General features: G+C 52.0%; 22 protein-coding genes. 18 read left to right on the forward strand and 4 right to left on the reverse strand.

Translation table 11 applies throughout. The features are described from left to right. From yceG to D9736_RS10700, 13 genes are all read left to right on the forward strand, one after another. Positions 1-1,023 carry a cell division protein YceG gene (yceG, locus tag D9736_RS10640; RefSeq protein WP_064528577.1) on the forward strand — a complete coding sequence of 341 codons (1,023 nt, stop codon included), beginning with the start codon at positions 1-3 and terminating at the stop codon, positions 1,021-1,023. Continuing rightward, complete coding sequence (gene tmk, locus D9736_RS10645) at positions 1,013-1,654, forward strand: dTMP kinase (protein ID WP_130205551.1); 642 nt, start codon at positions 1,013-1,015, stop codon at positions 1,652-1,654. Before yceG ends, tmk begins: the two co-directional genes overlap by 11 nt. Continuing rightward, the gene (gene holB, locus D9736_RS10650) at positions 1,651-2,655 is read left to right on the forward strand and encodes a DNA polymerase III subunit delta' (RefSeq protein WP_130258299.1); all 1,005 of its coding nucleotides are present in this window, start codon (positions 1,651-1,653) and stop codon (positions 2,653-2,655) included. Before tmk ends, holB begins: the two co-directional genes overlap by 4 nt. Positions 2,656-2,665: 10 nt before the next feature. After that, the gene (locus tag D9736_RS10655) at positions 2,666-3,463 is read left to right on the forward strand and encodes a metal-dependent hydrolase (protein ID WP_130205555.1); all 798 of its coding nucleotides are present in this window, start codon (positions 2,666-2,668) and stop codon (positions 3,461-3,463) included. A 294-nt stretch (positions 3,464-3,757) separates the two neighbouring features. Next, positions 3,758-5,191: a PTS glucose transporter subunit IIBC gene (gene ptsG / locus D9736_RS10660; RefSeq protein ID WP_000475698.1), complete on the forward strand. Its 1,434-nt coding sequence runs from the start codon at positions 3,758-3,760 to the stop codon at positions 5,189-5,191. Between the two features lie 498 nt (positions 5,192-5,689). After that, positions 5,690-6,049, forward strand: coding sequence for a purine nucleoside phosphoramidase (gene hinT / locus D9736_RS10665; protein ID WP_054445830.1), 360 nt, complete (start codon positions 5,690-5,692; stop codon positions 6,047-6,049). Between the two features lie 2 nt (positions 6,050-6,051). Continuing rightward, positions 6,052-6,429: a YcfL family protein gene (locus D9736_RS10670; RefSeq protein WP_130258300.1), complete on the forward strand. Its 378-nt coding sequence runs from the start codon at positions 6,052-6,054 to the stop codon at positions 6,427-6,429. Positions 6,430-6,442: 13 nt separating this feature from the next. After that, positions 6,443-7,084 carry a penicillin-binding protein activator LpoB gene (gene lpoB / locus D9736_RS10675; RefSeq protein WP_130205559.1) on the forward strand — a complete coding sequence of 214 codons (642 nt, stop codon included), beginning with the start codon at positions 6,443-6,445 and terminating at the stop codon, positions 7,082-7,084. Further along, the gene (gene thiK / locus D9736_RS10680; protein WP_130258301.1) at positions 7,065-7,889 is read left to right on the forward strand and encodes a thiamine kinase; all 825 of its coding nucleotides are present in this window, start codon (positions 7,065-7,067) and stop codon (positions 7,887-7,889) included. Before lpoB ends, thiK begins: the two co-directional genes overlap by 20 nt. Before the next feature lie 10 nt (positions 7,890-7,899). Then, positions 7,900-8,925, forward strand: a complete 1,026-nt coding sequence (nagZ, locus tag D9736_RS10685) for a beta-N-acetylhexosaminidase (RefSeq protein WP_130222875.1) — start codon at positions 7,900-7,902, stop codon at positions 8,923-8,925. A gap of 22 nt (positions 8,926-8,947) precedes the next feature. Further along, positions 8,948-9,490, forward strand: coding sequence for an alpha/beta hydrolase YcfP (gene ycfP, locus D9736_RS10690; protein ID WP_075331716.1), 543 nt, complete (start codon positions 8,948-8,950; stop codon positions 9,488-9,490). Positions 9,491-9,887: 397 nt separating this feature from the next. Continuing rightward, positions 9,888-11,192, forward strand: a complete 1,305-nt coding sequence (gene ndh, locus D9736_RS10695; RefSeq protein WP_130258302.1) for an NADH-quinone dehydrogenase — start codon at positions 9,888-9,890, stop codon at positions 11,190-11,192. Between the two features lie 226 nt (positions 11,193-11,418). Next, on the forward strand, positions 11,419-11,958 hold the full coding sequence (locus D9736_RS10700) for a glycine zipper 2TM domain-containing protein (protein ID WP_130258303.1): 540 nt from the start codon (positions 11,419-11,421) through the stop codon (positions 11,956-11,958). 62 nt (positions 11,959-12,020) lie between these two features. Here D9736_RS10700 and comR read toward each other — a convergent pair whose 3' ends face one another. Beyond that, positions 12,021-12,653: a TetR family copper-responsive transcriptional repressor ComR gene (gene comR / locus D9736_RS10705; RefSeq protein ID WP_130258304.1), complete on the reverse strand. Its 633-nt coding sequence runs from the start codon at positions 12,651-12,653 to the stop codon at positions 12,021-12,023. 240 nt (positions 12,654-12,893) lie between these two features. On the opposite strand from comR, the gene bhsA reads away from it, so the two are divergent. Continuing rightward, on the forward strand, positions 12,894-13,151 hold the full coding sequence (gene bhsA, locus D9736_RS10710) for a multiple stress resistance protein BhsA (protein ID WP_000800147.1): 258 nt from the start codon (positions 12,894-12,896) through the stop codon (positions 13,149-13,151). 80 nt (positions 13,152-13,231) lie between these two features. Here bhsA and ldtC read toward each other — a convergent pair whose 3' ends face one another. From ldtC to D9736_RS10725, 3 genes are all read right to left on the reverse strand, one after another. Continuing rightward, positions 13,232-14,194 (reverse strand): L,D-transpeptidase LdtC, encoded by a 963-nt coding sequence (gene ldtC / locus D9736_RS10715; protein ID WP_165383154.1) that lies wholly within the window; start codon positions 14,192-14,194, stop codon positions 13,232-13,234. A gap of 144 nt (positions 14,195-14,338) precedes the next feature. After that, positions 14,339-17,785, reverse strand: coding sequence for a transcription-repair coupling factor (gene mfd, locus D9736_RS10720; RefSeq protein ID WP_130258305.1), 3,447 nt, complete (start codon positions 17,783-17,785; stop codon positions 14,339-14,341). Between the two features lie 127 nt (positions 17,786-17,912). After that, positions 17,913-18,983 carry an acyltransferase family protein gene (locus D9736_RS10725; protein ID WP_130258306.1) on the reverse strand — a complete coding sequence of 357 codons (1,071 nt, stop codon included), beginning with the start codon at positions 18,981-18,983 and terminating at the stop codon, positions 17,913-17,915. A 261-nt stretch (positions 18,984-19,244) separates the two neighbouring features. Between D9736_RS10725 and lolC the strand changes: the two genes are divergently transcribed. The 4 genes from lolC to nagK are packed head-to-tail and all read left to right on the forward strand — an operon-like array spanning position 19,245 to position 23,322. Next, on the forward strand, positions 19,245-20,444 hold the full coding sequence (gene lolC, locus D9736_RS10730; RefSeq protein WP_000284714.1) for a lipoprotein-releasing ABC transporter permease subunit LolC: 1,200 nt from the start codon (positions 19,245-19,247) through the stop codon (positions 20,442-20,444). Beyond that, complete coding sequence (lolD, locus tag D9736_RS10735; protein WP_001033695.1) at positions 20,437-21,138, forward strand: lipoprotein-releasing ABC transporter ATP-binding protein LolD; 702 nt, start codon at positions 20,437-20,439, stop codon at positions 21,136-21,138. Before lolC ends, lolD begins: the two co-directional genes overlap by 8 nt. After that, positions 21,138-22,382 (forward strand): lipoprotein-releasing ABC transporter permease subunit LolE, encoded by a 1,245-nt coding sequence (gene lolE / locus D9736_RS10740; protein WP_042003467.1) that lies wholly within the window; start codon positions 21,138-21,140, stop codon positions 22,380-22,382. Before lolD ends, lolE begins: the two co-directional genes overlap by 1 nt. Positions 22,383-22,410: 28 nt before the next feature. After that, positions 22,411-23,322: an N-acetylglucosamine kinase gene (gene nagK / locus D9736_RS10745; protein ID WP_130205577.1), complete on the forward strand. Its 912-nt coding sequence runs from the start codon at positions 22,411-22,413 to the stop codon at positions 23,320-23,322. The last annotated feature ends 1 nt before the right edge of the window (position 23,323 follow it).

Genomic DNA, 23,323 nt, shown 5'->3' on the forward strand with positions numbered 1-23,323 from the left:
ATGAAAAAAGTGTTATTGATTATCCTGTTATTGCTGATGGTACTGGGTATCGCCGCTGGTGTGGGCGTCTGGAAGGTTCGCCATCTTGCCGACAGCAAATTACTTATTAAAGAAGAGACGATATTCACCCTGAAACCTGGAACCGGAAGAATGGCTCTCGGTGAACAATTGTATGCCGATAAAATCATCAATCGCCCCCGCGTCTTTCAGTGGTTGCTGCGTATTGAGCCGGACCTTTCCCATTTCAAAGCCGGGACTTATCGCTTTACGCCGCAGATGACCGTGCGCGAAATGTTACAGCTGCTGAAAAGCGGGAAAGAAGCGCAGTTTCCGCTACGTCTGGTAGAAGGGATGCGTCTGAGCGACTACCTCAAACAATTGCGTGAGGCACCCTATATCACGCACACGTTAAGCGACGATAAATACGCTACCGTGGCGCAGGCCCTGGAACTTGAAAATCCAGAGTGGATTGAAGGCTGGTTTTGGCCAGACACCTGGATGTATACCGCTAATACCACTGATGTCGCGTTACTCAAACGAGCGCACAAGAAAATGGTGAAAGCGGTCGATAGCGCCTGGGATGGGCGAGCGGATGGTCTGCCGTATAAAGATAAAAACCAGTTGGTAACGATGGCGTCGATAATCGAAAAAGAAACCGCCGTTGCCAGCGAGCGCGATCAGGTTGCCTCAGTATTTATCAACCGTTTACGTATCGGCATGCGCCTGCAAACCGACCCGACGGTGATTTACGGGATGGGAGAGCGTTATAATGGCAAACTTTCTCGTGCAGATCTGGAAACGCCGACAGCGTATAACACCTACACCATTACTGGTCTGCCGCCAGGCGCGATTGCTACGCCGGGGGCGGATTCGCTGAAGGCTGCTGCGCATCCGGCGAAAACGCCGTATCTCTATTTTGTGGCCGATGGTAAAGGCGGTCACACGTTTAATACCAATCTTGCCAGTCATAACAAGTCTGTGCAGGATTACCTGAAAGTGCTTAAGGAAAAAAATGCGCAGTAAGTATATCGTCATTGAAGGGCTGGAAGGCGCAGGCAAAACCACCGCGCGAAACGTGGTGGTTGAGACGCTTGAGCAACTGGGGATCCGCGACATGGTTTTCACTCGAGAACCCGGCGGTACGCAGCTGGCGGAAAAATTAAGAAGCCTGGTGCTGGATATCAAATCGGTAGGCGATGAAGTCATTACCGATAAAGCCGAAGTACTGATGTTTTATGCCGCGCGCGTTCAGCTGGTGGAAACTGTCATCAAACCGGCGCTGGCGAAAGGCACCTGGGTGATTGGCGATCGGCACGATCTCTCCACTCAGGCGTATCAGGGCGGCGGTCGTGGAATTGACCAGCATATGTTGGCAACGCTGCGTGATGCTGTTCTGGGGGATTTTCGTCCTGACTTGACGCTTTATCTTGATGTGACCCCAGAAGTGGGGCTAAAACGTGCCCGTGCGCGTGGCGAACTGGATCGCATTGAGCAAGAGTCATTCGATTTCTTTAATCGTACTCGCGCCCGCTATCTTGAACTGGCGGCACAGGATAAAAGCATTTACACCATTGATGCCACTCAGCCACTGGAATCAGTGATGGAGGCGATTCGCACCACCGTGACTCACTGGGTTAAGGAACATAACGCATGAGATGGTATCCGTGGTTAAGACCCGATTTCGAGAAACTGGTAGCCAACTATCAGGCCGGAAGGGGGCACCATGCGCTACTCATTCAGGCGTTACCTGGCATGGGCGATGACGCCTTAATCTACGCTTTAAGCCGTTACCTCCTGTGCCAACAACCAGAGGGGCATAAAAGCTGCGGCCACTGTCGTGGATGTCAGTTGATGCAGGCGGGAACTCATCCCGACTATTACACCCTTGCTCCCGAAAAAGGGAAGAACGCGCTGGGCATTGATGCGGTGCGTGAAGTCACTGAAAAACTGAATGAACACGCGCGTTTAGGCGGTGCTAAGGTTGTCTGGATAACCGATGCCGCCTTGCTGACCGACGCTGCGGCGAACGCTTTGCTAAAAACACTGGAAGAGCCGCCGGCAGAAACCTGGTTTTTCCTTGCTACCCGGGAGCCTGAACGTTTACTGGCGACATTACGTAGTCGTTGTCGGCTACATTACCTCGCACCACCGCCAGAACAGTACGCCGTGACCTGGCTTTCACGTGAAGTGACAATGTCACAGGACGCGTTACTTGCCGCACTGCGCTTAAGCGCCGGTTCGCCTGGCGCGGAGTTGGCGTTGTTTCAGGGAGATACCTGGCAGGCCCGCGAAACACTTTGCCAGGCGTTGGCTCACAGTGTGCAATCTGGCGACTGGTATTCCCTGTTGCCGACACTTAATCATGAACAAGCTCCGGCGCGTCTGCACTGGCTGGCAACCCTGATGATGGACGCGCTCAAGCGCAAGTATGGCGCTTCGCAGGTTACCAATGTTGATGTGCCGGGCGTTGTTGCTGCGCTGGCAAACCAGCTTTCTCCCGCGCGCCTGCAGGCTATACTGGGGGATGTTTGTCACACCCGTGAGCAGTTAATTTCTGTCACTGGCGTAAACCGCGAGCTTCTCATCACCGATCTTTTACTGCGTATTGAGCATTACCTGCAACCGGGCGTTGTGCTACCGGTTCCTCATCTTTAAGAGAGACATCATGTTTTTAGTCGACTCACACTGCCATCTCGATGGTCTGGATTATGAATCTTTGCATAAGGACGTGGATGACGTTCTGGCAAAAGCCGCTGCGCGCGATGTGAAATTTTGTCTGGCGGTCGCCACGACATTACCGGGTTATCTGCATATGCGGGATCTGGTAGGCGAACGTGACAATGTCGTATTTTCTTGCGGTGTGCATCCGCTCAACCAGAACGATCCCTATGATGTGGAAGATTTACGCCGCCTTGCGGCGGAAGAGGGCGTTGTTGCCCTTGGGGAAACCGGGCTGGATTATTATTACACGCCGGAAACTAAAGTGCGTCAGCAAGAGTCTTTCATCCACCATATCCAGATTGGTCGTGAACTGAACAAGCCGGTTATTGTCCATACGCGTGACGCCCGCGCCGATACGCTGGCAATTCTGCGCGAAGAAAAGGTGACGGATTGCGGTGGCGTACTACACTGTTTTACAGAGGACAGAGAAACGGCAGGCAAATTACTGGATCTTGGATTTTACATCTCCTTCTCCGGCATTGTGACCTTCCGTAATGCAGAACAACTACGTGATGCCGCGCGTTATGTGCCGCTCGACCGGTTACTGGTCGAAACTGACGCGCCTTATCTGGCACCTGTGCCGCATCGAGGAAAAGAGAATCAACCTGCAATGGTTCGTGATGTTGCTGAATACATGGCTGTGTTGAAAGGTGTTGCCGTTGAAGAGCTGGCGCAGGTAACCACCGATAACTTCGCCCGCCTGTTTCACATCGACGCTTCCCGCCTTCAATCCATCCGTTAAATGAGTTTATTTTAAGGCTCGTAATTAATTACTAAAACGAGTAAAGTTCACCGCCGCAAATTGGGCGGTGAATAACCATGTTTGACGCATTATGGCATTTATTTTGTCAATACGTGCAACTTCGCTAAAGGTCCGAAGTTGAAACGTGATAGCCGTCAAACAAATCGGCCATGAATTATTTTACTCTGTGTAATAAATAAAGGGCGCTTAGACGCCCTGTACACGGCAAGGTTCTCCCCCCCTTGCCACGCGTGAGAACGTTAAAAGCACCCATACTCAGGAGCACTCTCAATTATGTTTAAGAATGCATTTGCTAACCTGCAAAAGGTCGGTAAATCGCTGATGCTGCCGGTATCCGTACTGCCTATCGCAGGTATTCTGCTTGGCGTCGGTTCCGCGAATTTCAGCTGGCTGCCCGCCGTTGTATCGCATGTTATGGCAGAAGCGGGCGGTTCCGTTTTTGCAAACATGCCACTGATTTTTGCAATTGGTGTCGCCCTCGGCTTTACCAATAACGATGGCGTATCCGCGCTGGCCGCAGTTGTTGCCTATGGCATCATGGTAAAAACCATGGCCGTGGTTGCGCCGCTGGTACTGCATTTACCTGCTGAAGAAATCGCCGCTAAACACCTGGCGGATACGGGCGTACTCGGGGGGATCATCTCCGGTGCGATCGCAGCGTACATGTTTAACCGTTTCTACCGTATTAAGCTGCCTGAGTATCTTGGCTTCTTTGCCGGTAAACGCTTTGTGCCGATCATTTCTGGCCTGGCTGCCATCTTTACTGGCGTTGTGCTGTCCTTTATTTGGCCGCCAATTGGTTCCGCCATTCAGACCTTCTCCCAGTGGGCTGCTTACCAGAACCCGGTAGTTGCGTTTGGCATTTACGGCTTCATCGAACGCTGCCTGGTACCGTTTGGTCTGCACCACATCTGGAACGTACCTTTCCAGATGCAGATTGGTGAATACACCAACGCCGCAGGTCAGGTATTCCACGGTGACATTCCGCGTTATATGGCGGGTGACCCGACCGCGGGTAAACTGTCTGGCGGCTTCCTGTTCAAAATGTACGGTCTGCCGGCTGCCGCGATTGCTATCTGGCACTCTGCTAAACCAGAAAACCGCGCTAAAGTGGGCGGTATCATGATTTCCGCGGCGTTGACCTCGTTCCTGACCGGTATTACCGAGCCAATCGAGTTCTCCTTTATGTTCGTTGCGCCGATCCTGTACATCATCCACGCGATTCTGGCAGGTCTGGCATTCCCGATCTGTATCCTGCTGGGTATGCGCGATGGTACGTCGTTCTCGCACGGTCTGATCGACTTCATCGTCCTGTCTGGTAACAGCAGCAAGCTGTGGCTGTTCCCGATTGTCGGTATCGGTTATGCGATCGTTTACTACACCATCTTCCGCGTGCTGATTAAAGCTCTGGATCTGAAAACCCCGGGCCGTGAAGACGCAACTGAAGATGCGAAAGCTACCGGCACCAGCGAAATGGCACCGGCTCTGGTTGCTGCATTTGGTGGTAAAGAAAACATCACTAACCTTGACGCATGTATTACCCGTCTGCGTGTTAGCGTCGCTGATGTGTCCAAAGTGGATCAGGCTGGCCTGAAGAAACTGGGCGCAGCGGGCGTAGTGGTTGCTGGTTCCGGTGTTCAGGCGATTTTCGGTACGAAATCCGATAACCTGAAAACCGAAATGGATGAGTACATCCGCAACAACTAATCCGTAAGACGTTGGGGAGACTAAGGCAGCCGAATGGCTGCCTTTTTTACAGCCGCTAATCAGATCGGTCATCATTAAATTGCGTGTTGCGCCCGGGACGATAGTTCCTTTCACGTCGATATCGTAGGTTTTGTCGAGCAGATTATTTCCAGCAATGAGACGTTTTTGGTTATCTGATAACAGGCGAACAGCTCCACCTGCGAATAGCAATTTTGCCCGGCAGTGGAAGGAAACTGTCAAAGCAATGCTGGTGGTAGCAGGAAGGGCCTGGTAGCCGATATCCCTGTTATTATCTAAACCAAAGAGAAAAGGTGTTTTCGGCCCATTCATAGGCAAAAATGGGAATAATGGCGATGTATACGGCAGTAAAACGATTTTTTGCTTATAAATCGTGGCTTAAGGTTGAAAGAGCAGGTTTAACTCGACCATACTCTATACTCGCAGTGTAGCGCGGCGTAGCATGGCGCAACGCATGGCAATTTGAAAAAGGAAAATGTCGTGGCAGAAGAAACTATTTTCAGCAAAATTATTCGTCGTGAGATCCCCTCCGATATCGTCTACCAGGATGAGCTGGTAACGGCGTTTCGCGATATTTCGCCGCAAGCGCCAACGCATATTCTGATCATTCCAAATATCCTTATCCCTACCGTGAACGACGTGTCTGCCGAGCATGAGCAGGCACTGGGGCGTATGATCACCGTAGCGGCAAAAATCGCCGAGCAAGAAGGCATTGCCGAAGATGGCTATCGTTTGATCATGAATACCAACCGTCATGGCGGGCAAGAGGTCTATCACATTCATATGCACCTGCTGGGTGGCCGTCCGTTGGGACCAATGCTGGCGCATAAAGGCCTGTAACGATGAGAAAAAGGGGCTTTGGACTGGCGTCTCTGGCGTTGCTATTGCTGGTCGGTTGTCGCTCACATCCGGAAATTCCGGTGAATGATGAACAGTCACTGGTGATGGAGTCATCTTTGCTGGCAGCGGGCATTAGCGCAGAAAAGCCCGTTCTTTCAACGTCTGATATTCAGCCTTCAGCATCCTCGACGCTTTATAACGAAAGGCAAGAACCCGTTACCGTTCATTATCGTTTTTACTGGTATGACGCCAGGGGGCTTGAGATGCACCCTCTGGAAACGCCGCGCAGCGTCACCATTCCCGCACGTTCAGCGGTGACTCTGTACGGTAGCGCCAATTTTCTTGGAGCGCACAAAGTCAGACTTTATCTTTATTTGTAAGGGGTGAATCTTGATGACAAAAATGAGTCGCTACGCTTTAATCACCGCGCTGGCGATGTTTCTTGCCGGGTGTGTGGGGCCACGTGAACCCGCACCGGTAGAAGAAGTAAAACCTGCGCCGGAGCAACCGGCTGAGCCGCAACAGCCAGTACCCACAGTGCCATCAGTGCCGACGATCCCGGAGCAGCCAGGGCCAATTGAGCACGAAGACCAAACCGCACCGCCTGCGCCGCATATTCGTCATTATGACTGGAATGGCGCAATGCAGCCGATGGTCGGTAAGATGCTTGGGGCCGATGGCGTGACCGCAGGTAGCGTCTTGCTGGTTGATAGCGTCAATAACCGCACCAATGGTTCTTTGAATACCGGGGAAGCGACAGAAACGCTGCGCAATGCACTGGCTAATAACGGTAAATTTACCCTCGTTTCCGCCCAGCAGCTTTCGATGGCCAAGCAGCAGTTAGGTTTGTCGCCGCAGGATAGCTTAGGCACCCGTAGTAAAGCCATTGGTATTGCTCGCAACGTGGGGGCTCATTACGTGCTGTACTCCAGCGCCTCTGGCAACGTTAACGCTCCGACCCTGCAAATGCAGTTGATGCTGGTGCAGACGGGCGAAATTATCTGGTCAGGTAAAGGTGCCGTTCAGCAACAATAATCCCATCACGCGCGACGAGTTATGGTCGCGCTATTTCCCGCAGTATCACCCCGTCGCGACGTTTAACAGTGGACTTAGCGGCGGGAGTTTTCTCATTGAACATCAGGATCAGCGTTTTGTTGTGCGTCAGACTCACGATCCTGATGCGCCGCAGTCCGTGTTTCTGCGCCAGTACCGGGCGTTATCACGATTACCGGCATACCTTGCACCAAAGCCACATCTCTATCTCCGTGGCTGGATGGTGGTCGACTATTTGCCCGGCGAGGTAAAAACGCAATTGCCGGATACCGACGAACTGGCAGGCTTGCTGTATTATCTGCATCAACAACCGCGTTTTGGCTGGCGAATAACCCTGCTGCCGTTACTGGAACGGTACTGGCAGCGAAGCGATCCGGCGCGGCGAACAGCGGGATGGTTGCGACTGTTAAAACGTCTGCGTAAAGCGCGCGAACCACAACCGTTACGATTAAGTCCGTTGCATATGGATGTTCATGCAGGGAACTTAGTCTATACCTCGTCAGGGCTAAAACTCATCGACTGGGAGTATGCCGGTGATGGCGATATCGCTCTGGAACTGGCGGCGGTGTGGGTGGAAAATAGTGAGCAGCATCGGCAATTAGTTAATGACTATGCCGTGCGGGCAAATATTAATCCGGCGCATTTGTGGCATCAGGTCAGGCGCTGGTTTCCCTGGTTACTGATGCTGAAAGCAGGGTGGTTTGAGTACCGCTGGCAACAAACCGGCGATCAACAATTTATCAGGCTGGCCAATGACACCTGGCGGCAGCTATCAATAAAACAATAAGGAGAGCAGTGTGGGTCCAGTAATGTTGGATGTTGAAGGTTATGAACTGGACGCGGAAGAGCGCGAAATACTTGCGCATCCGCTGGTGGGAGGGCTGATTCTCTTTACACGTAACTATCATGATCCAGCACAGTTGCGCGAACTGGTACGCCAGATCCGCGCAGCTTCACGCAATCACCTGGTGGTGGCGGTGGATCAGGAAGGTGGACGTGTGCAGCGTTTTCGTGACGGTTTTACCCGCTTACCGGCAGCGCAATCATTCGCTGCGCTGTTAGGAATGGAAGAGGGGGGCAAACTGGCGCAAGAGGCTGGTTGGCTGATGGCCAGCGAAATGATCGCTATGGATATTGATATCAGCTTTGCACCAGTGCTGGACGTAGGACATATCAGCGCGGCGATTGGTGAACGTTCTTATCATGCCGACCCAGAAAAAGCCCTCGCAATCGCCAGTCGGTTTATTGATGGGATGCATGAAGCCGGAATGAAAACCACCGGTAAACATTTTCCTGGCCACGGTGCCGTAACTGCAGATTCACACAAAGAGACGCCGTGCGACCCACGCCCGCAAGCGGAAATTCGTGCCAAAGATATGTCGGTTTTCAGTACGTTAATTCGCGAAAATAAACTCGATGCCATTATGCCCGCGCATGTGATCTACAGCGATGTTGATCCGCGTCCGGCGAGCGGTTCTCCCCACTGGTTGAAAACTGTTTTACGTCAGGAGCTGGGGTTTGACGGCGTGATTTTCTCTGACGATTTATCGATGGAAGGTGCCGCGATTATGGGCAGTTATGCCGAGCGTGGACAGGCATCACTGGATGCAGGTTGCGATATGATCCTGGTCTGCAATAATCGTAAAGGGGCCGTCAGCGTGTTAGATAATCTGTCACCGATCAAGGCAGAACGTGTTACACGTTTGTATCATAAAGGTTCATTTTCGCGACAGGAACTGATGGACTCGGCTCGCTGGAAAGAGATCAGCGCCCGTCTGAATCAGTTACATGAACGCTGGCAGGAAGAGAAGGCAGGTCATTAACCCTGGCTTATGTGAGGAAGCGATGATTATCTATTTGCACGGTTTTGACTCTAACAGTCCGGGTAACCACGAGAAAGTCTTACAATTGCAGTTTATTGACCCGGATGTACGGCTAATAAGCTACAGTACGCGGCATCCGAAACATGATATGCAGCATTTGCTCAAAGAAGTGGACAAAATGCTGCAACTGAACGTCGACGAGCGCCCGCTCATTTGTGGTGTTGGTCTGGGCGGTTATTGGGCAGAGCGGATTGGTTTTCTCTGTGATATTCGCCAGGTGATCTTCAATCCCAATTTGTTCCCTTATGAGAACATGGAAGGGAAGATTGATCGCCCGGAAGAGTATGCCGATATTGCCACCAAGTGTGTGACCAACTTCCGTGAGAAGAATCGCGATCGTTGCCTGGTGATTTTGTCGCGTCACGATGAAGCGCTTAACAGTCAGCGGACATCTGAAGAGTTGCATCATTATTACGAGATTGTCTGGGACGAAGAGCAGACACACAAATTCAAAAATATCTCTCCGCATTTGCAGCGCATTAAAGCATTCAAAACCCTCGGTTAATTGGCATCGTCGCATCAGGTAACCTTGTCGGTACCTGATGCGACCCCGGATTCTGTAGGTCGGATAAGGCGTTCACGCCGCATCCGACACTGGCAATGTGCTTGATGCGACGCCGTTCGCGTCTTATCAGGCCTACCAAACGCCCTCCATATACGCATCACTCTCCTGAATTAGCTCGAATAGTAAACAATAAAATCTGTTTTTTGATCTCAACAGGTAAATCCGCCTATCTTTTCAGCAACAAAACTTGATTAACATCAATTTTGGTATGACCAATGCACCATTCATGTTATTCTCAATAGCGAAGAACATTTTCATTGCTGTAACCTGTTGTTAATTAAGAGCTATATTAATAACTATTAGTTAACAATTGGTTAATAAATTTAAGGGGGTCACGTTGACTACGCCATTGAAAAAAATTGTGATTGTCGGCGGCGGTGCTGGTGGGCTGGAAATGGCAACACAGCTTGGAGATAAGCTGGGGCGCAAGAAAAAAGCCAAAATAACGTTGGTCGATCGTAACCATAGTCACCTGTGGAAACCGTTGCTGCACGAAGTGGCGACCGGATCGCTCGATGAAGGCGTTGATGCGCTGAGCTATCTGGCCCATGCGCGTAATCATGGTTTCCAGTTTCAGCTGGGGTCTGTGGTTGATATCGTTCGTGAAGCGAAAACAATCACCATTGCTGAACTGCGCGACGAAAAAGGTGAATTGTTAGTTCCAGAGCGGAAAATTGCTTACGACACGCTGGTGATGGCGCTGGGTAGCACCTCTAACGATTTCAACACGCCGGGCGTAAAAGAGAACTGCATTTTCCTTGATAACCCGCATCAGGCACGTCGTTTCCATCAGGAGATGCTGAATCTGTTCCTGAAGTTTTCTGCTAACCTGGGCGCCAATGGCAAAGTGAATATTGCGATTGTTGGCGGCGGCGCGACCGGCGTAGAGCTCTCTGCCGAATTGCACAACGCGGTCAAGCAACTGCACAGTTACGGTTACAAAGGGCTGACCAACGAAGCTCTGAACGTTACTCTGGTGGAAGCGGGAGAGCGAATTTTGCCAGCGTTACCGCCGCGTATCTCTGCTGCGGCTCACAATGAGTTAACGAAACTGGGCGTTCGCGTGCTGACGCAAACTATGGTTACCAGTGCCGATGAAGGCGGTTTGCACACTAAAGATGGTGAATATATTCAGGCCGATCTGATGGTGTGGGCTGCCGGGATAAAAGCACCAGATTTCTTGAAAGATATTGGTGGTCTTGAAACCAACCGTATCAACCAACTGGTGGTGGAACCGACGCTGCAAACCACGCGCGATCCAGACATTTACGCTATTGGCGACTGTGCGTCATGCCCGCGTCCGGAAGGGGGCTTTGTACCGCCGCGCGCTCAGGCCGCACATCAGATGGCGACCTGCGCAATGAACAACATTCTGGCGCAGATGAACGGTAAACCGCTGAAAAATTATCAGTATAAGGATCACGGTTCGTTGGTATCACTGTCCAACTTCTCCACCGTCGGTAGCCTGATGGGTAACCTGACGCGCGGTTCAATGATGATTGAAGGACGAATTGCGCGCTTTGTGTACATCTCGCTATACCGAATGCATCAGATTGCGCTGCATGGCTACTTTAAAACCGGATTAATGATGCTGGTGGGCAGTATCAACCGCGTTATCCGTCCGCGTTTGAAGTTGCATTAATCGACGTACACTGGCGGATGTGGCGTAAACGCCTCATCCGCCCTGGACAAATGGTACGAGCGGTAGGCCTGATAAGACGCGTTAAGCGTCGCATCAGGCATTCCTTCAGACTCCTCCGAATCCTTAAGTATTTCCAGCTATTCCCACGCTTTTCATCTTCTGTCTGATAGCTGCTTTTCCCCTTCGCTTGCATGATTGTCATAACTGCAAAGAAGGAGGTGTTCCCGTGAATAAATCAATGTTGGCGGGTATCGGGATTGGTGTAGCGGCTGCGCTTGGCGTAGCGGCAGTGGCCAGTCTGAACGTGTTTGAACGTGGCCCGCAATACGCTCAGGTTGTCTCAGCAACCCCAATCAAGGAAACGGTTAAAACACCGCGTCAGGAGTGTCGCAATGTCACGGTGACCCATCGCCGACCGGTGCAGGATGAAAACCGCATTGCTGGTTCGGTCCTCGGGGCCGTCACTGGCGGGGTGATAGGGCATCAGTTTGGCGGTGGTCGCGGTAAAGATGTCGCCACTGTTGTGGGGGCGCTGGGTGGTGGATATGCCGGTAACCAGATCCAGGGCTCTCTCCAGGAAAGCGATACTTACACTACCACGCAGCAGCGTTGTAAAACGGTGTATGACAAGTCAGAAAAAATGCTCGGTTATGATGTGACCTATAAGATTGGCGATCAGCAGGGCAAAATTCGGATGAACAGCGATCCGGGTACGCAAATCCCATTAGATAACAATGGGCAACTGGTTCTGAATAACAAAGTATAACAAGGCTGTACTCTGCAATTTAGCCCCTCATTCGCTCAGGCTGAGGGGCTTTTTTTTGCGTCTTACTTCACCAGTTCAGGCCATAAACGCAGCGTTGTCCGGGCAATCAGCATCAGTTTTTCCAGCGATGCGCCTTCACGGGCGCTTATCGACATCCCCTGAATAATACAATTAAGAAATTCCGCAAGATGCGTTACGTCACAGTGGGCGGGAATTTCCCCGCGTGCCTGGCGTTGACTTAAAAACTGCTGCAAGGTGCGTTCTTGCATTGCGTGACGTGATTTCACCGTATGAGCAATATCGCCCGAATCCGCTGAAAGCGTGGTGCAGTTGTTAATCATAAAGCAACCCGCGGGGGTGTCTTTGCTGGTAAAGCAGCTGGCAACGGCAGCGAAATAGTCCGCCAGTGCAGACTCCACGCTTTTTTCTTCACAAAACAACTGCGCTTCATGCTTAGCGGCAAAGCGATCGATATAACGGTCGAGTACGGCGCGAAATAACCCCTCTTTGTTGGTAAATTCCGCGTAGAGCGTTGGCGCTTTGGCTCCGGTCGCTTCAACGAGGTCCGCAAGGGAAGTCGCTTCATAACCGTGCTGCCAGAACAATTTCATGGCCTTATCAAGCGCGGCTTCCCTGTCGAACACTTTTGGGCGGCCACGGCTTTTTTTTACACAATGTGTTGAGTCTGTTGCCATGATGCCATTGTACCTGGTGGCTGTGAATGAATGGTTATTATAAAAATAATCACCTCCCTTCACCAGTCCAGAAAATAGAAAAATAAAAACTCTCTATTTAACTGAAATTTAAAGTTTTTTAATTTAATTAATGATTGTTATAAAAAACTTCTTGTATGTGATCCAGATCACATCTATCATTTAGTTATCGATCGTTAAGTAATTTCTTGCGACGCCATTCACCTGCATAAGGCCACTATTATGAAAAACGTAAAAACCCTCATCGCTGCGGCGATTTTAAGTTCCATGTCATTTGCCAGCTTTGCGGCTGTCGAAGTTCAGGCAACACCAGAAGGCCAACAAAAAGTGGGTACTATTAGTGCTAACGCGGGGACAAATCTGGGATCGCTGGAAGAACAGCTGGCACAAAAAGCGGATGAGATGGGCGCAAAATCTTTCCGTATTACTTCAGTAACCGGTCCGAATACCCTCCACGGAACGGCAGTCATTTATAAATAAGCATTAACCCTCATTAATGCCCGCTATTGCTGCTTTTTTCCCCGCGAATACTGTGCCGCGGGGATTTTTTTATCCGGGAGTTACAGCGATTGTGGGCTCAGTTGATGACGGCGCACATCTACCGGCATCCCGGAACGGACATCCATCACATGCTGCATCACTTCAGCGTCAGTTTGCGCTGCATCTTTAAATGATTGCATTGCACTATTCAGCGTTATCGGCAATAGCTGCGGATCATCATCAATCTTCTCTGATAGCGGCTGATGCACTTCAACCAGACGCGCACCGTTTGGTTCGGCAGAGACTTTAATCGGCGTGTTGATGATATTCACTTTGGTGCCTGGGGTGACCTGGCTAAAGAGTGTTTTGATATCGTCATCACGCAGACGAATACAGCCAGAACTTACCCGCATGCCAATGCCGAAATCGGCGTTCGTACCGTGAAGCAAATAAACGCCGCCATAGGCCGCCAGACGAATCGCATGATGGCCCATAGGGTTATCTGGTCCAGCCGGAACTACCGCAGGCAACTCAATTCCCTGTGCTTTATACCGCGCGCGAATGTTTGCCGTTGGCGTCCAGGTTGGGTTTGCACGCTTGTCAGAAACGGTGGTCACCATTGTCGGTGTCAGCGTGTCACCACCCAACTGACCAATGCCGATGGGATACACGGTCACTGAATTTTTACCCGGTGGGTAGTAATAGAGACGCAGCTCCGCAATGTTGATCACAATGCCTTCGCGCGGCGCGTCTGGTAGTAGGGTTTGCAATGGGATCGTTAACACGCTACCCGCGCGTGGCACGTAAGGATCAACGCCGGGGTTAGCCTGTAACAGAGCGAGAAAGCCGACGTTATATTTTTTGGCGATCGCTTCCAGCGACCCACCGTCATTTTCCACTACATGAAATTTATTTTCGCCAACCAGACGACTGCCCGCTGGCGGCAGCGGCCAGGTATTGGCTTTTGCCGGTAGTGCCAGCACCACGGCAGCAGCGAACGTAAAAAACGTCAGCCAGCGAGAAAAACGCATTTTGATCATCACCAAAAATCCATAATAAATATAAGGTTATTGTAATAAAAAGATAAGCCTGAATTATGGATGGTGACAGTGTCGGATAGTGCAGGGAAGTGCAAAGAATTTGTAAATGTTGCAGATGGGGGCGCAGAAACGCCCCCGATCTCACCATTAAGCGATCGCGTTCTCTTCCAGTTCACGCATAAACTGGCGAACCCATTCGATACGCGTTTTCCGCTCGCTCAAATCCTGAATAAACTTCAGGCGCGTCGGGCCATCAAGGCGATAATGCTGCGGCTGTTTTTGCAGTAAACCAATCAGCCAGGCTGGATTTACGTGATTCTTCTCGGCAAATTCGATCACGCCGCCTTTCTCATTACCTTCCAGCTTCCTGATCCCCAGTTTCTGCGCTTGCTGGCGCAGACGGGCAATATCCAGCAGGGTACGCGCCGGATCAGGCAGCAGGCCGAAGCGATCGATAAGCTCGACTTTGATCTCTTCCAGTTCGTTTTCCGTTTTGGCGCTGGCAATACGTTTGTAGAACGACAGACGCGTGTTCACGTCAGGGATGAAATCATCTGGCAATAGCGACGGCATCCGCAGCTCGACTTCTGTTTGCTGGCTGGTGAGATCTTCCAGCGACGGCTCGCGTCCGGCTTTCAGTGCATCGACGGCGTTTTCCAGCAACTCCATATACAGCGAGAAACCGATGGTTTCCATCGAGCCGCTCTGTTCTTCGCCAAGCAATTCACCTGCGCCGCGGATCTCCAGATCGTGCGTTGCCAGCGCAAAGCCTGCCCCGAGATCTTCCAGCGAGGCAATCGCTTCAAGACGTTTTTGCGCATCGGTAGTCATCGCTTTCGGATGCGGCGTCAGCAGCCATGCATATGCCTGATGATGCGAACGTCCGACGCGACCGCGCAACTGGTGCAGCTGCGCCAGACCGAAGTGATCCGCGCGTTCAATGATAATGGTGTTGGCAGTCGGGATGTCGATTCCGGTTTCGATAATGGTGGTACAAACCAGCACGTTGAAACGTTGATGATGGAAATCATTCATCACCCGTTCCAGTTCGCGCTCGCGCATCTGCCCGTGACCGATGGCGATCCGCGCTTCTGGCACCAGTTCTGCCAGCCGTTCGGCGGCTTTCTGGATGTTTTCCACATCATTGTAGAGATAATAAACCTGCCCCCCGCGCAGAACTTCACGCAGGATCGCCTCCCGGACCACCAGACTGTCATACTCACGGACAAAGGTTTTAACTGCCAGACGACGGGCGGGCGGCGTGGCGATAATCGACAGGTCACGCATTCCGCTCATCGCCATATTCAGCGTACGTGGGATCGGCGTAGCGGTAAGCGTCAGAATATCCACGTTCGCACGCATCGCTTTAATGCGCTCTTTATGACGCACCCCGAAGCGGTGTTCTTCATCGACAATCAGCAGGCCTAAATCTTTAAACTTGACGTCATTTTGCAGCAGTTTGTGCGTACCGATCAGAATATCGATTTTCCCTTCCGCCACTTCCGCAAGGATTTGCGTCTGCTCTTTGGCGCTGCGGAAACGGGAGATCATTTCGATACGTACCGGCCAGTTGGCGAAACGGTCGCGGAAGTTGTCGTAATGCTGTTGCGCGAGAAGGGTGGTAGGCACCAGCACCGCTACCTGCTTGTGGTTATCTACTGCCAGGAAAGCGGCGCGCATCGCCACTTCTGTTTTCCCAAAGCCAACATCGCCGCACACCAGACGATCCATTGCCAGCGGCTGACACATGTCGCTAAGCACCGCATTAATGGCCTGCGCCTGATCTGGCGTGGTTTCAAACGGGAAGCTGTCGCAGAACAACTGATACTGCTCACGATCGTGTTTAAACGCGAAGCCCTCTTTGGCGGCGCGTTGCGCGTAGATATCCAGCAATTCCGCCGCCACATCACGCACTTTTTCCGCCGCTTTCTGCCGCGCGCGTGACCACGCATCGCCGCCAAGTTTATGCAACGGGGCGTTTTCTTCCGCGCCACCTGCGTAACGGCTAATCAGATGCAGTGACGACACCGGAACATACAGTTTGGCGTCGTTGGCATAGGTGAGCATCAAATACTCGCCAGTAATGCCGCCCGCTTCCAGCGTGGTCATTCCGGCATAGCGCCCGACACCGTGCTCCAGATGGACCACCGGCTGACCAATATGCAGCTCCGCGAGGTTGCGGATCAGTGTATCGGGGTTGATGGTGCGGCGAGAATCCTGACGACGGCGGGCAACGCGTTCACCGAGCAGATCGCTTTCGCAGATCAGCGCCAGATTACGCACCGTATCGACAAAACCATGTTCGGCAGCGCCAATCATCAAATAACGCCCACGGTCGCTGGCTTCATCAAGACGCATAATGCGTTGCGGAGCAATTTTAATTCGCGCGAGCAGTTCACCCAGCGCTTCACGGCGACCTTCACTTTCTACCGAGAACACCACCGGACCATCGAAAGACTCGAGGAACTTACGCAGCGCATCCAGCGGCGCTTTTTGTTGCGCCTGAACGGCCAGGTCTGGCAGCTTCTCGAAGCCTAAATTGGCATTCGCTGCTTTTGTCGGTAAATGTTCAGTTTTTAGCTGCACCCGGGGCCATTTTTTCAGCTCTGAGAAGAGCTCGTCCACCCGCAGCCAGAGCGATTGTGGTGGTAACAGTGGGCGCATTGGGTCGACGCCACGGCTTTCAAAACGCGCCAATGTATCGGCCTGGAAACGTTCGGCACTGTTTTCCAGATCACCAGTATTCACCAGCAGCGTATTGGCAGGGAAATAACTGAACAGTGGCGGCAGCGGTTCGCTGAAGAATAGCGGTTGCCAGTACTCGATCCCGGCAGGCAATGTGCCTTTACTCACTTGCTGGTAAATATGTTCTGGATCGCGCTTCACTTCGAAGGTATCGCGCCACTGGCTGCGGAACAGTTCAATTGCCGCTTTATCGGTCGGGAATTCGTGTGCGGGCAGCAGGTTGATGGCTTCAACTTCTTCCAGCGTGCGCTGGCTATCGACGTCAAATACACGCAGGCTGTCGATTTCATCATCAAAGAAATCAAGACGATAAGGCAGTTCGCTGCCCATCGGGAAGAGATCCAGCAACGCGCCGCGCGTGGCGTATTCACCGTGCTCCATTACCTGGTCAACATGGCGATAACCGGCGCTGTCCAGTTGGGTTCGCAATGCATCTCGTGACAGGCGCTGACCTTTTTTCATTACCAGCGCATGACCGTGGAGAAAACTGTGCGGGCAAACGCGCTGCATAAGCGTATTCACCGGAACAATCAGTACGCCACGCTGCATCGTCGGTAGCTGGTAAAGGGTGGAAAGGCGCGAGGAGATAATGTCCTGATGAGGCGAAAAACTGTCGTAAGGGAGGGTTTCCCAGTCCGCCAGATTCATCACCATCTGATCGGTGAACTGGCTGATTTCATCATGCAAACGCAGAGCATTTTGCATATCTGGTGCAATGAGTACCACCGGACCGGCGTGACGTTCGGCAATTTCCGCCACCAGCGTCGCGCAGGCAGCGCCAGTTAACTCGCCCAGCAGACGCTGCTCACCCGCTTTGACGGGCAGCGTATAACGATATTGTTCAGGCATAACGGTTGTCAGAGTCTCGTTAGGATATGCCCCAACATATGGGGGCATATCTCTGATAAGCAATGCTGTTCATTATCCGTAATCGACATGGTTTAGCAAATTGAATCGCCCCGGCTGGGGCGATGGCTTAACGAGAGTAACTGGTGGCAGGCAGAGAAGGCGGGGAGAACAACAGGTCGCTGAATGCGTGTTGTGAAAATTTTCGCACCAGTAATCCAGCAACAGTACAAATCAACAAACTGACAAAGGGATAAACCAGCAGGAGCGTCAGTTCGAGTTGCGGCGACCAGCGGGCCGCGTTCATTTGCGGAATCAGACTTAAGCTGAATATCTCTACCAGAATGCGATGGGTGGTGTAGATGGCAATGGTGTTAGAACCAATCACATTCAGTAGGCTGGAGGAACGCATACCGAAACGCTGCTCGTACTGATAAAACAGTTTCATGATCACCACAATCGATACCAGCGACAACAGCAGCGAGATATTAAACAACCAGGCAGCAACCGCCAGAACAGCCAGCAAAGAAGCCATCAGCAGATGGCGGCGCAACGGCACCTCTTTAACACAGGTCATTAATGTTGCGCCAAACCATGCACCAAGGCTGTAATAAGGCAAATTGCGGATCACACTGTTCATTCCCCACCACGGCGTGGGAACGAAATTAACCGCCACACTCATCAGCACAAACAGAACGAATAACGGCAGAGCCAGGCGGTTAAAAATTTTACATATCACGAAATAGACAATTAAAGCGTACAGATACCACAAGCTGGTGCTGGCGGTGATCATACCGTGCAGGAACTCGCCAGTGGAATCGGCATAAGCAGCATTGGAGGCATTGCTTAAATCGCGCTCAGGCGCCAGCCACGGGTTCAGTGCACTTAACGCCAGCCACTGCACCACGCCCCAAAGCGCCAGCACCCAGAAGATGTTCCAGATGCGTTTATCGAGACAATTTCCCCAGGGTACGCTGTCGATATAGCGGCGAATCAAATAGCCGGAAATAAAGAAAAAAACAGGCATACGGAAGGGCGCAAGGTAAAGATTGAAATAGATCCAGCATTTGCTCAGGACTTCCGATAACGGATGCTGAAAAGTGGTCAGATGCGGATAAAAGGTAATGACCGAGTGATAAACCACCACCAGACAAATACATAACCCTTTGATCTGGTTAATCCATAGCTCTTTTTGTTTCATCAGGACAACACGCTCTTTTTATTTAACATGCTGTTGATCCTGCGGGGCGAGTCGCGTGGTGTAATGCGTATCTGTCTGTATTTGGTTATTTTTCAGATAAAGATCAGGCCATAAGGCCGATGATAAAATGAGGCCCTTTAGCCGATTGATTTGCTGGTACTTTTCAGATTAGCCCTGACGATCACTTACAGTTCAGACGTTTACCCATCCCGCTTTCGCTTATATACTCGTGTCTTTGCTAACAGCAACCAGACGGATTTCATGTACCAACCTGTCGCTCTATTTATTGGCCTGCGTTACATGCGTGGGCGTGCAGCGGATCGCTTCGGTCGTTTCGTCTCCTGGCTTTCGACCATCGGCATTACCCTCGGGGTGATGGCGCTGGTCACAGTATTGTCAGTGATGAACGGCTTTGAGCGCGAGCTGCAAAACAACATCCTTGGCCTGATGCCACAGGCAATTCTCTCTTCTGAGCATGGCTCTCTTAACCCGCAGCAACTCCCGGAAACGGCAGTCAAACTGGACGGCGTTAATCGCGTCGCACCTATCACTACCGGTGATGTGGTACTGCAAAGCGCGCGCAGCGTGGCGGTCGGGGTGATGCTGGGTATCGACCCGGCGCAAAAAGATCCACTAACGCCGTATCTGGTCAATGTGAAACAAACTGACCTCGAGCCGGGGAAATATAATGTCATCCTCGGTGAACAGCTGGCCTCACAGTTGGGCGTTAATCGCGGTGATCAAATCCGCGTGATGGTGCCATCTGCCAGCCAGTTCACGCCAATGGGGCGTATTCCAAGCCAGCGCCTGTTCAATGTGATTGGCACTTTCGCCGCCAACAGTGAAGTCGATGGCTATGAAATGCTGGTGAATATTGAGGATGCTTCGCGTCTTATGCGCTATCCGGCAGGCAATATTACCGGCTGGCGTTTGTGGCTGGATGAGCCGCTGAAAGTCGACTCATTAAGTCAGCAAAAACTGCCTGAAGGCAGCAAATGGCAGGACTGGCGTGACCGTAAAGGCGAGCTTTTCCAGGCCGTACGCATGGAAAAAAATATGATGGGCTTACTGCTGAGCCTGATTGTCGCCGTTGCGGCGTTTAACATTATTACCTCGCTAGGGCTGATGGTGATGGAGAAGCAGGGCGAAGTAGCGATCCTGCAAACGCAAGGCTTAACTCCGCGACAAATCATGATGGTCTTTATGGTGCAAGGGGCCAGCGCCGGGATTATCGGTGCAATCCTCGGAGCGGCGCTTGGCGCACTGCTTGCCAGCCAGTTGAATAATCTGATGCCGATAATCGGCGTCCTGCTTGATGGCGCGGCGCTGCCGGTGGCTATCGAACCTTTACAGGTCATTGTTATTGCGCTGGTGGCGATGGCTATCGCGCTGTTGTCTACGCTTTACCCTTCCTGGCGCGCTGCCGCCACTCAACCCGCTGAGGCTTTACGTTATGAATAAGATCCTGTTGCAATGCGACAACCTGTGCAAACGCTATCAGGAAGGCAGTGTGCAAACCGATGTGCTGCACAATGTCAGTTTCAGCGTGGGCGAAGGTGAAATGATGGCAATTGTCGGTAGCTCTGGTTCCGGTAAAAGTACCTTGCTGCACCTGTTAGGCGGGCTGGATACGCCAACCTCCGGCGATGTGATCTTTAACGGTCAGCCGATGAGCAAACTGTCTTCGGCGGCGAAAGCAGAACTGCGCAACCAGAAGCTGGGCTTTATTTATCAGTTTCACCACCTGCTGCCGGATTTTACTGCCCTGGAAAACGTGGCTATGCCGCTGCTGATTGGCAAGAAAAAGCCCGCTGAAATCAACAGTCGAGCGTTGGAAATGTTAAAAGCGGTGGGGCTGGAGCATCGTGCGAATCACCGCCCGTCAGAGCTTTCCGGCGGTGAGCGCCAGCGTGTGGCGATTGCCCGTGCGCTGGTCAATAACCCGCGTCTGGTATTGGCGGATGAACCTACCGGTAACCTTGACGCGCGTAACGCAGACAGCATCTTCCAGTTGCTTGGGGAGTTGAATCGCTTGCAGGGCACCGCTTTCCTGGTGGTCACTCACGACCTGCAACTGGCGAAACGTATGAGCCGCCAACTGGAGATGCGTGATGGTCGTCTGACGGCGGAACTAAGCCTGATGGGGGCGGAGTAATGGCGATGCCTTTATCGTTATTAATTGGCCTGCGTTTTAGTCGCGGACGGCGGCGCGGCGGCATGGTGTCGCTGATCTCCGTCATTTCTACCATTGGCATTGCCCTCGGCGTGGCGGTATTGATCGTCGGCTTAAGCGCGATGAACGGCTTTGAACGCGAACTGAACAACCGCATTCTTGCTGTGGTACCGCACGGTGAGATTGAGGCGGTAGATCAGCCGTGGACTAACTGGCAGGAAGCACTGGATAAAGTGCAGAAAGTGCCGGGTATTGCCGCCGCTGCGCCGTATATCAATTTCACCGGGCTGGTGGAGAGTGGCGCGAATCTGCGCGCTCTGCAGGTTAAAGGCGTTGATCCGCAACAGGAACAGCGTCTGAGCGCGCTGCCATCATTTGTCCAGGGCGATGCCTGGAACAATTTTAAAGCGGGCGAACAGCAAATTATCATCGGCAAAGGCGTGGCGGATGCGCTGAAAGTGAAGCAGGGCGATTGGGTGTCGATCATGATCCCAAACTCGAATCCCGAGCATAAGCTGATGCAGCCGAAACGTGTGCGTTTGCACGTTGCGGGTATTTTGCAGTTGAGTGGCCAACTCGATCACAGTTTTGCCATGATCCCGCTGGCGGATGCCCAACAATATCTTGATATGGGTTCCAGTGTGTCAGGCATTGCCCTTAAAATGACGGATGTTTTCAACGCTAACAAACTGGTACGTGACGCGGGTGAAGTAACCAACAGCTACGTTTATATTAAAAGCTGGATTGGTACTTACGGCTATATGTATCGCGATATCCAGATGATCCGCGCCATTATGTATCTGGCGATGGTACTGGTGATTGGCGTGGCCTGTTTCAACATCGTCTCCACGTTGGTGATGGCGGTGAAAGACAAGAGTGGCGATATCGCAGTATTAAGAACGCTGGGGGCGAAAGACGGTTTAATTCGCGCCATCTTTGTCTGGTATGGATTGCTGGCAGGGCTGTTCGGCAGCCTGTGTGGTGTGATTATCGGCGTAGTGGTTTCACTGCAACTTACCCCGATTATTGAGTGGATTGAAAAGCTGATCGGTCATCAGTTCCTCTCCAGCGATATCTATTTTATTGACTTCCTGCCATCGGAATTGCACTGGCTGGACGTCTTCTACGTACTGGTCACAGCATTGTTGCTGAGTCTTTTGGCAAGTTGGTATCCGGCGCGACGCGCCAGTAATATTGACCCTGCGCGAGTCCTTAGCGGCCAGTAAAGGCAGTACATTAAAACAAGGAGCGGCAATGTATTACGGGTTTGATATTGGTGGAACGAAAATTGCGCTAGGCGTGTTTGATAGCGGTCGGCAGTTGCAGTGGGAAAAGCGGGTGCCGACACCGCGTGACAGCTATGACGCATTTTTAGATGCAGTGTGCGAACTGGTGGCCGAAGCCGATCAGCGTTTTGGCTGTAAAGGTTCTGTCGGCATCGGTATTCCGGGAATGCCGGAAACAGAAGATGGCACGCTGTATGCCGCCAATGTCCCCGCCGCCAGCGGTAAACCGCTACGTGCCGATCTGAGCGCCCGCCTTGAACGCGATGTGCGCCTTAATAACGACGCCAACTGCTTTGCCCTTTCTGAAGCCTGGGACGATGAATTTACCCAATATCCACTGGTGATGGGACTGATCCTGGGGACTGGCGTTGGCGGTGGACTGGTATTCAATGGTAAACCGGTAACGGGTAAAAGCTATATTACTGGTGAATTTGGGCATATGCGCCTTCCCGTCGATGCGTTAACCATGATGGGGCTGGATTTCCCGTTACGTCGCTGCGGCTGTGGTCAGCACGGTTGCATTGAAAATTATCTGTCTGGTCGCGGCTTTGCGTGGCTGTATCAACACTATTACCATCAACCGTTGCAGGCTCCCGAAATTATTGCGCTTTATGAGCAAGGCGATGAGCAGGCAAGGGCGCACGTTGAGCGTTATCTGGATTTATTAGCGGTTTGTCTGGGAAATATCCTGACCATTGTTGACCCTGATTTGCTGGTCATTGGCGGTGGCTTATCGAATTTCCCGGCAATCACAACGCAACTGGCGGACAGGCTGCCTCGTCATCTCTTACCTGTAGCTCGTGTTCCGCGCATTGAACGTGCGCGTCATGGGGATGCAGGAGGAATGCGTGGTGCGGCCTTCCTACATCTAACCGATTAAT

The sequence above is a fragment of the Escherichia sp. E10V10 genome, from assembly GCF_004211985.1.
Classification (GTDB): domain Bacteria; phylum Pseudomonadota; class Gammaproteobacteria; order Enterobacterales; family Enterobacteriaceae; genus Escherichia.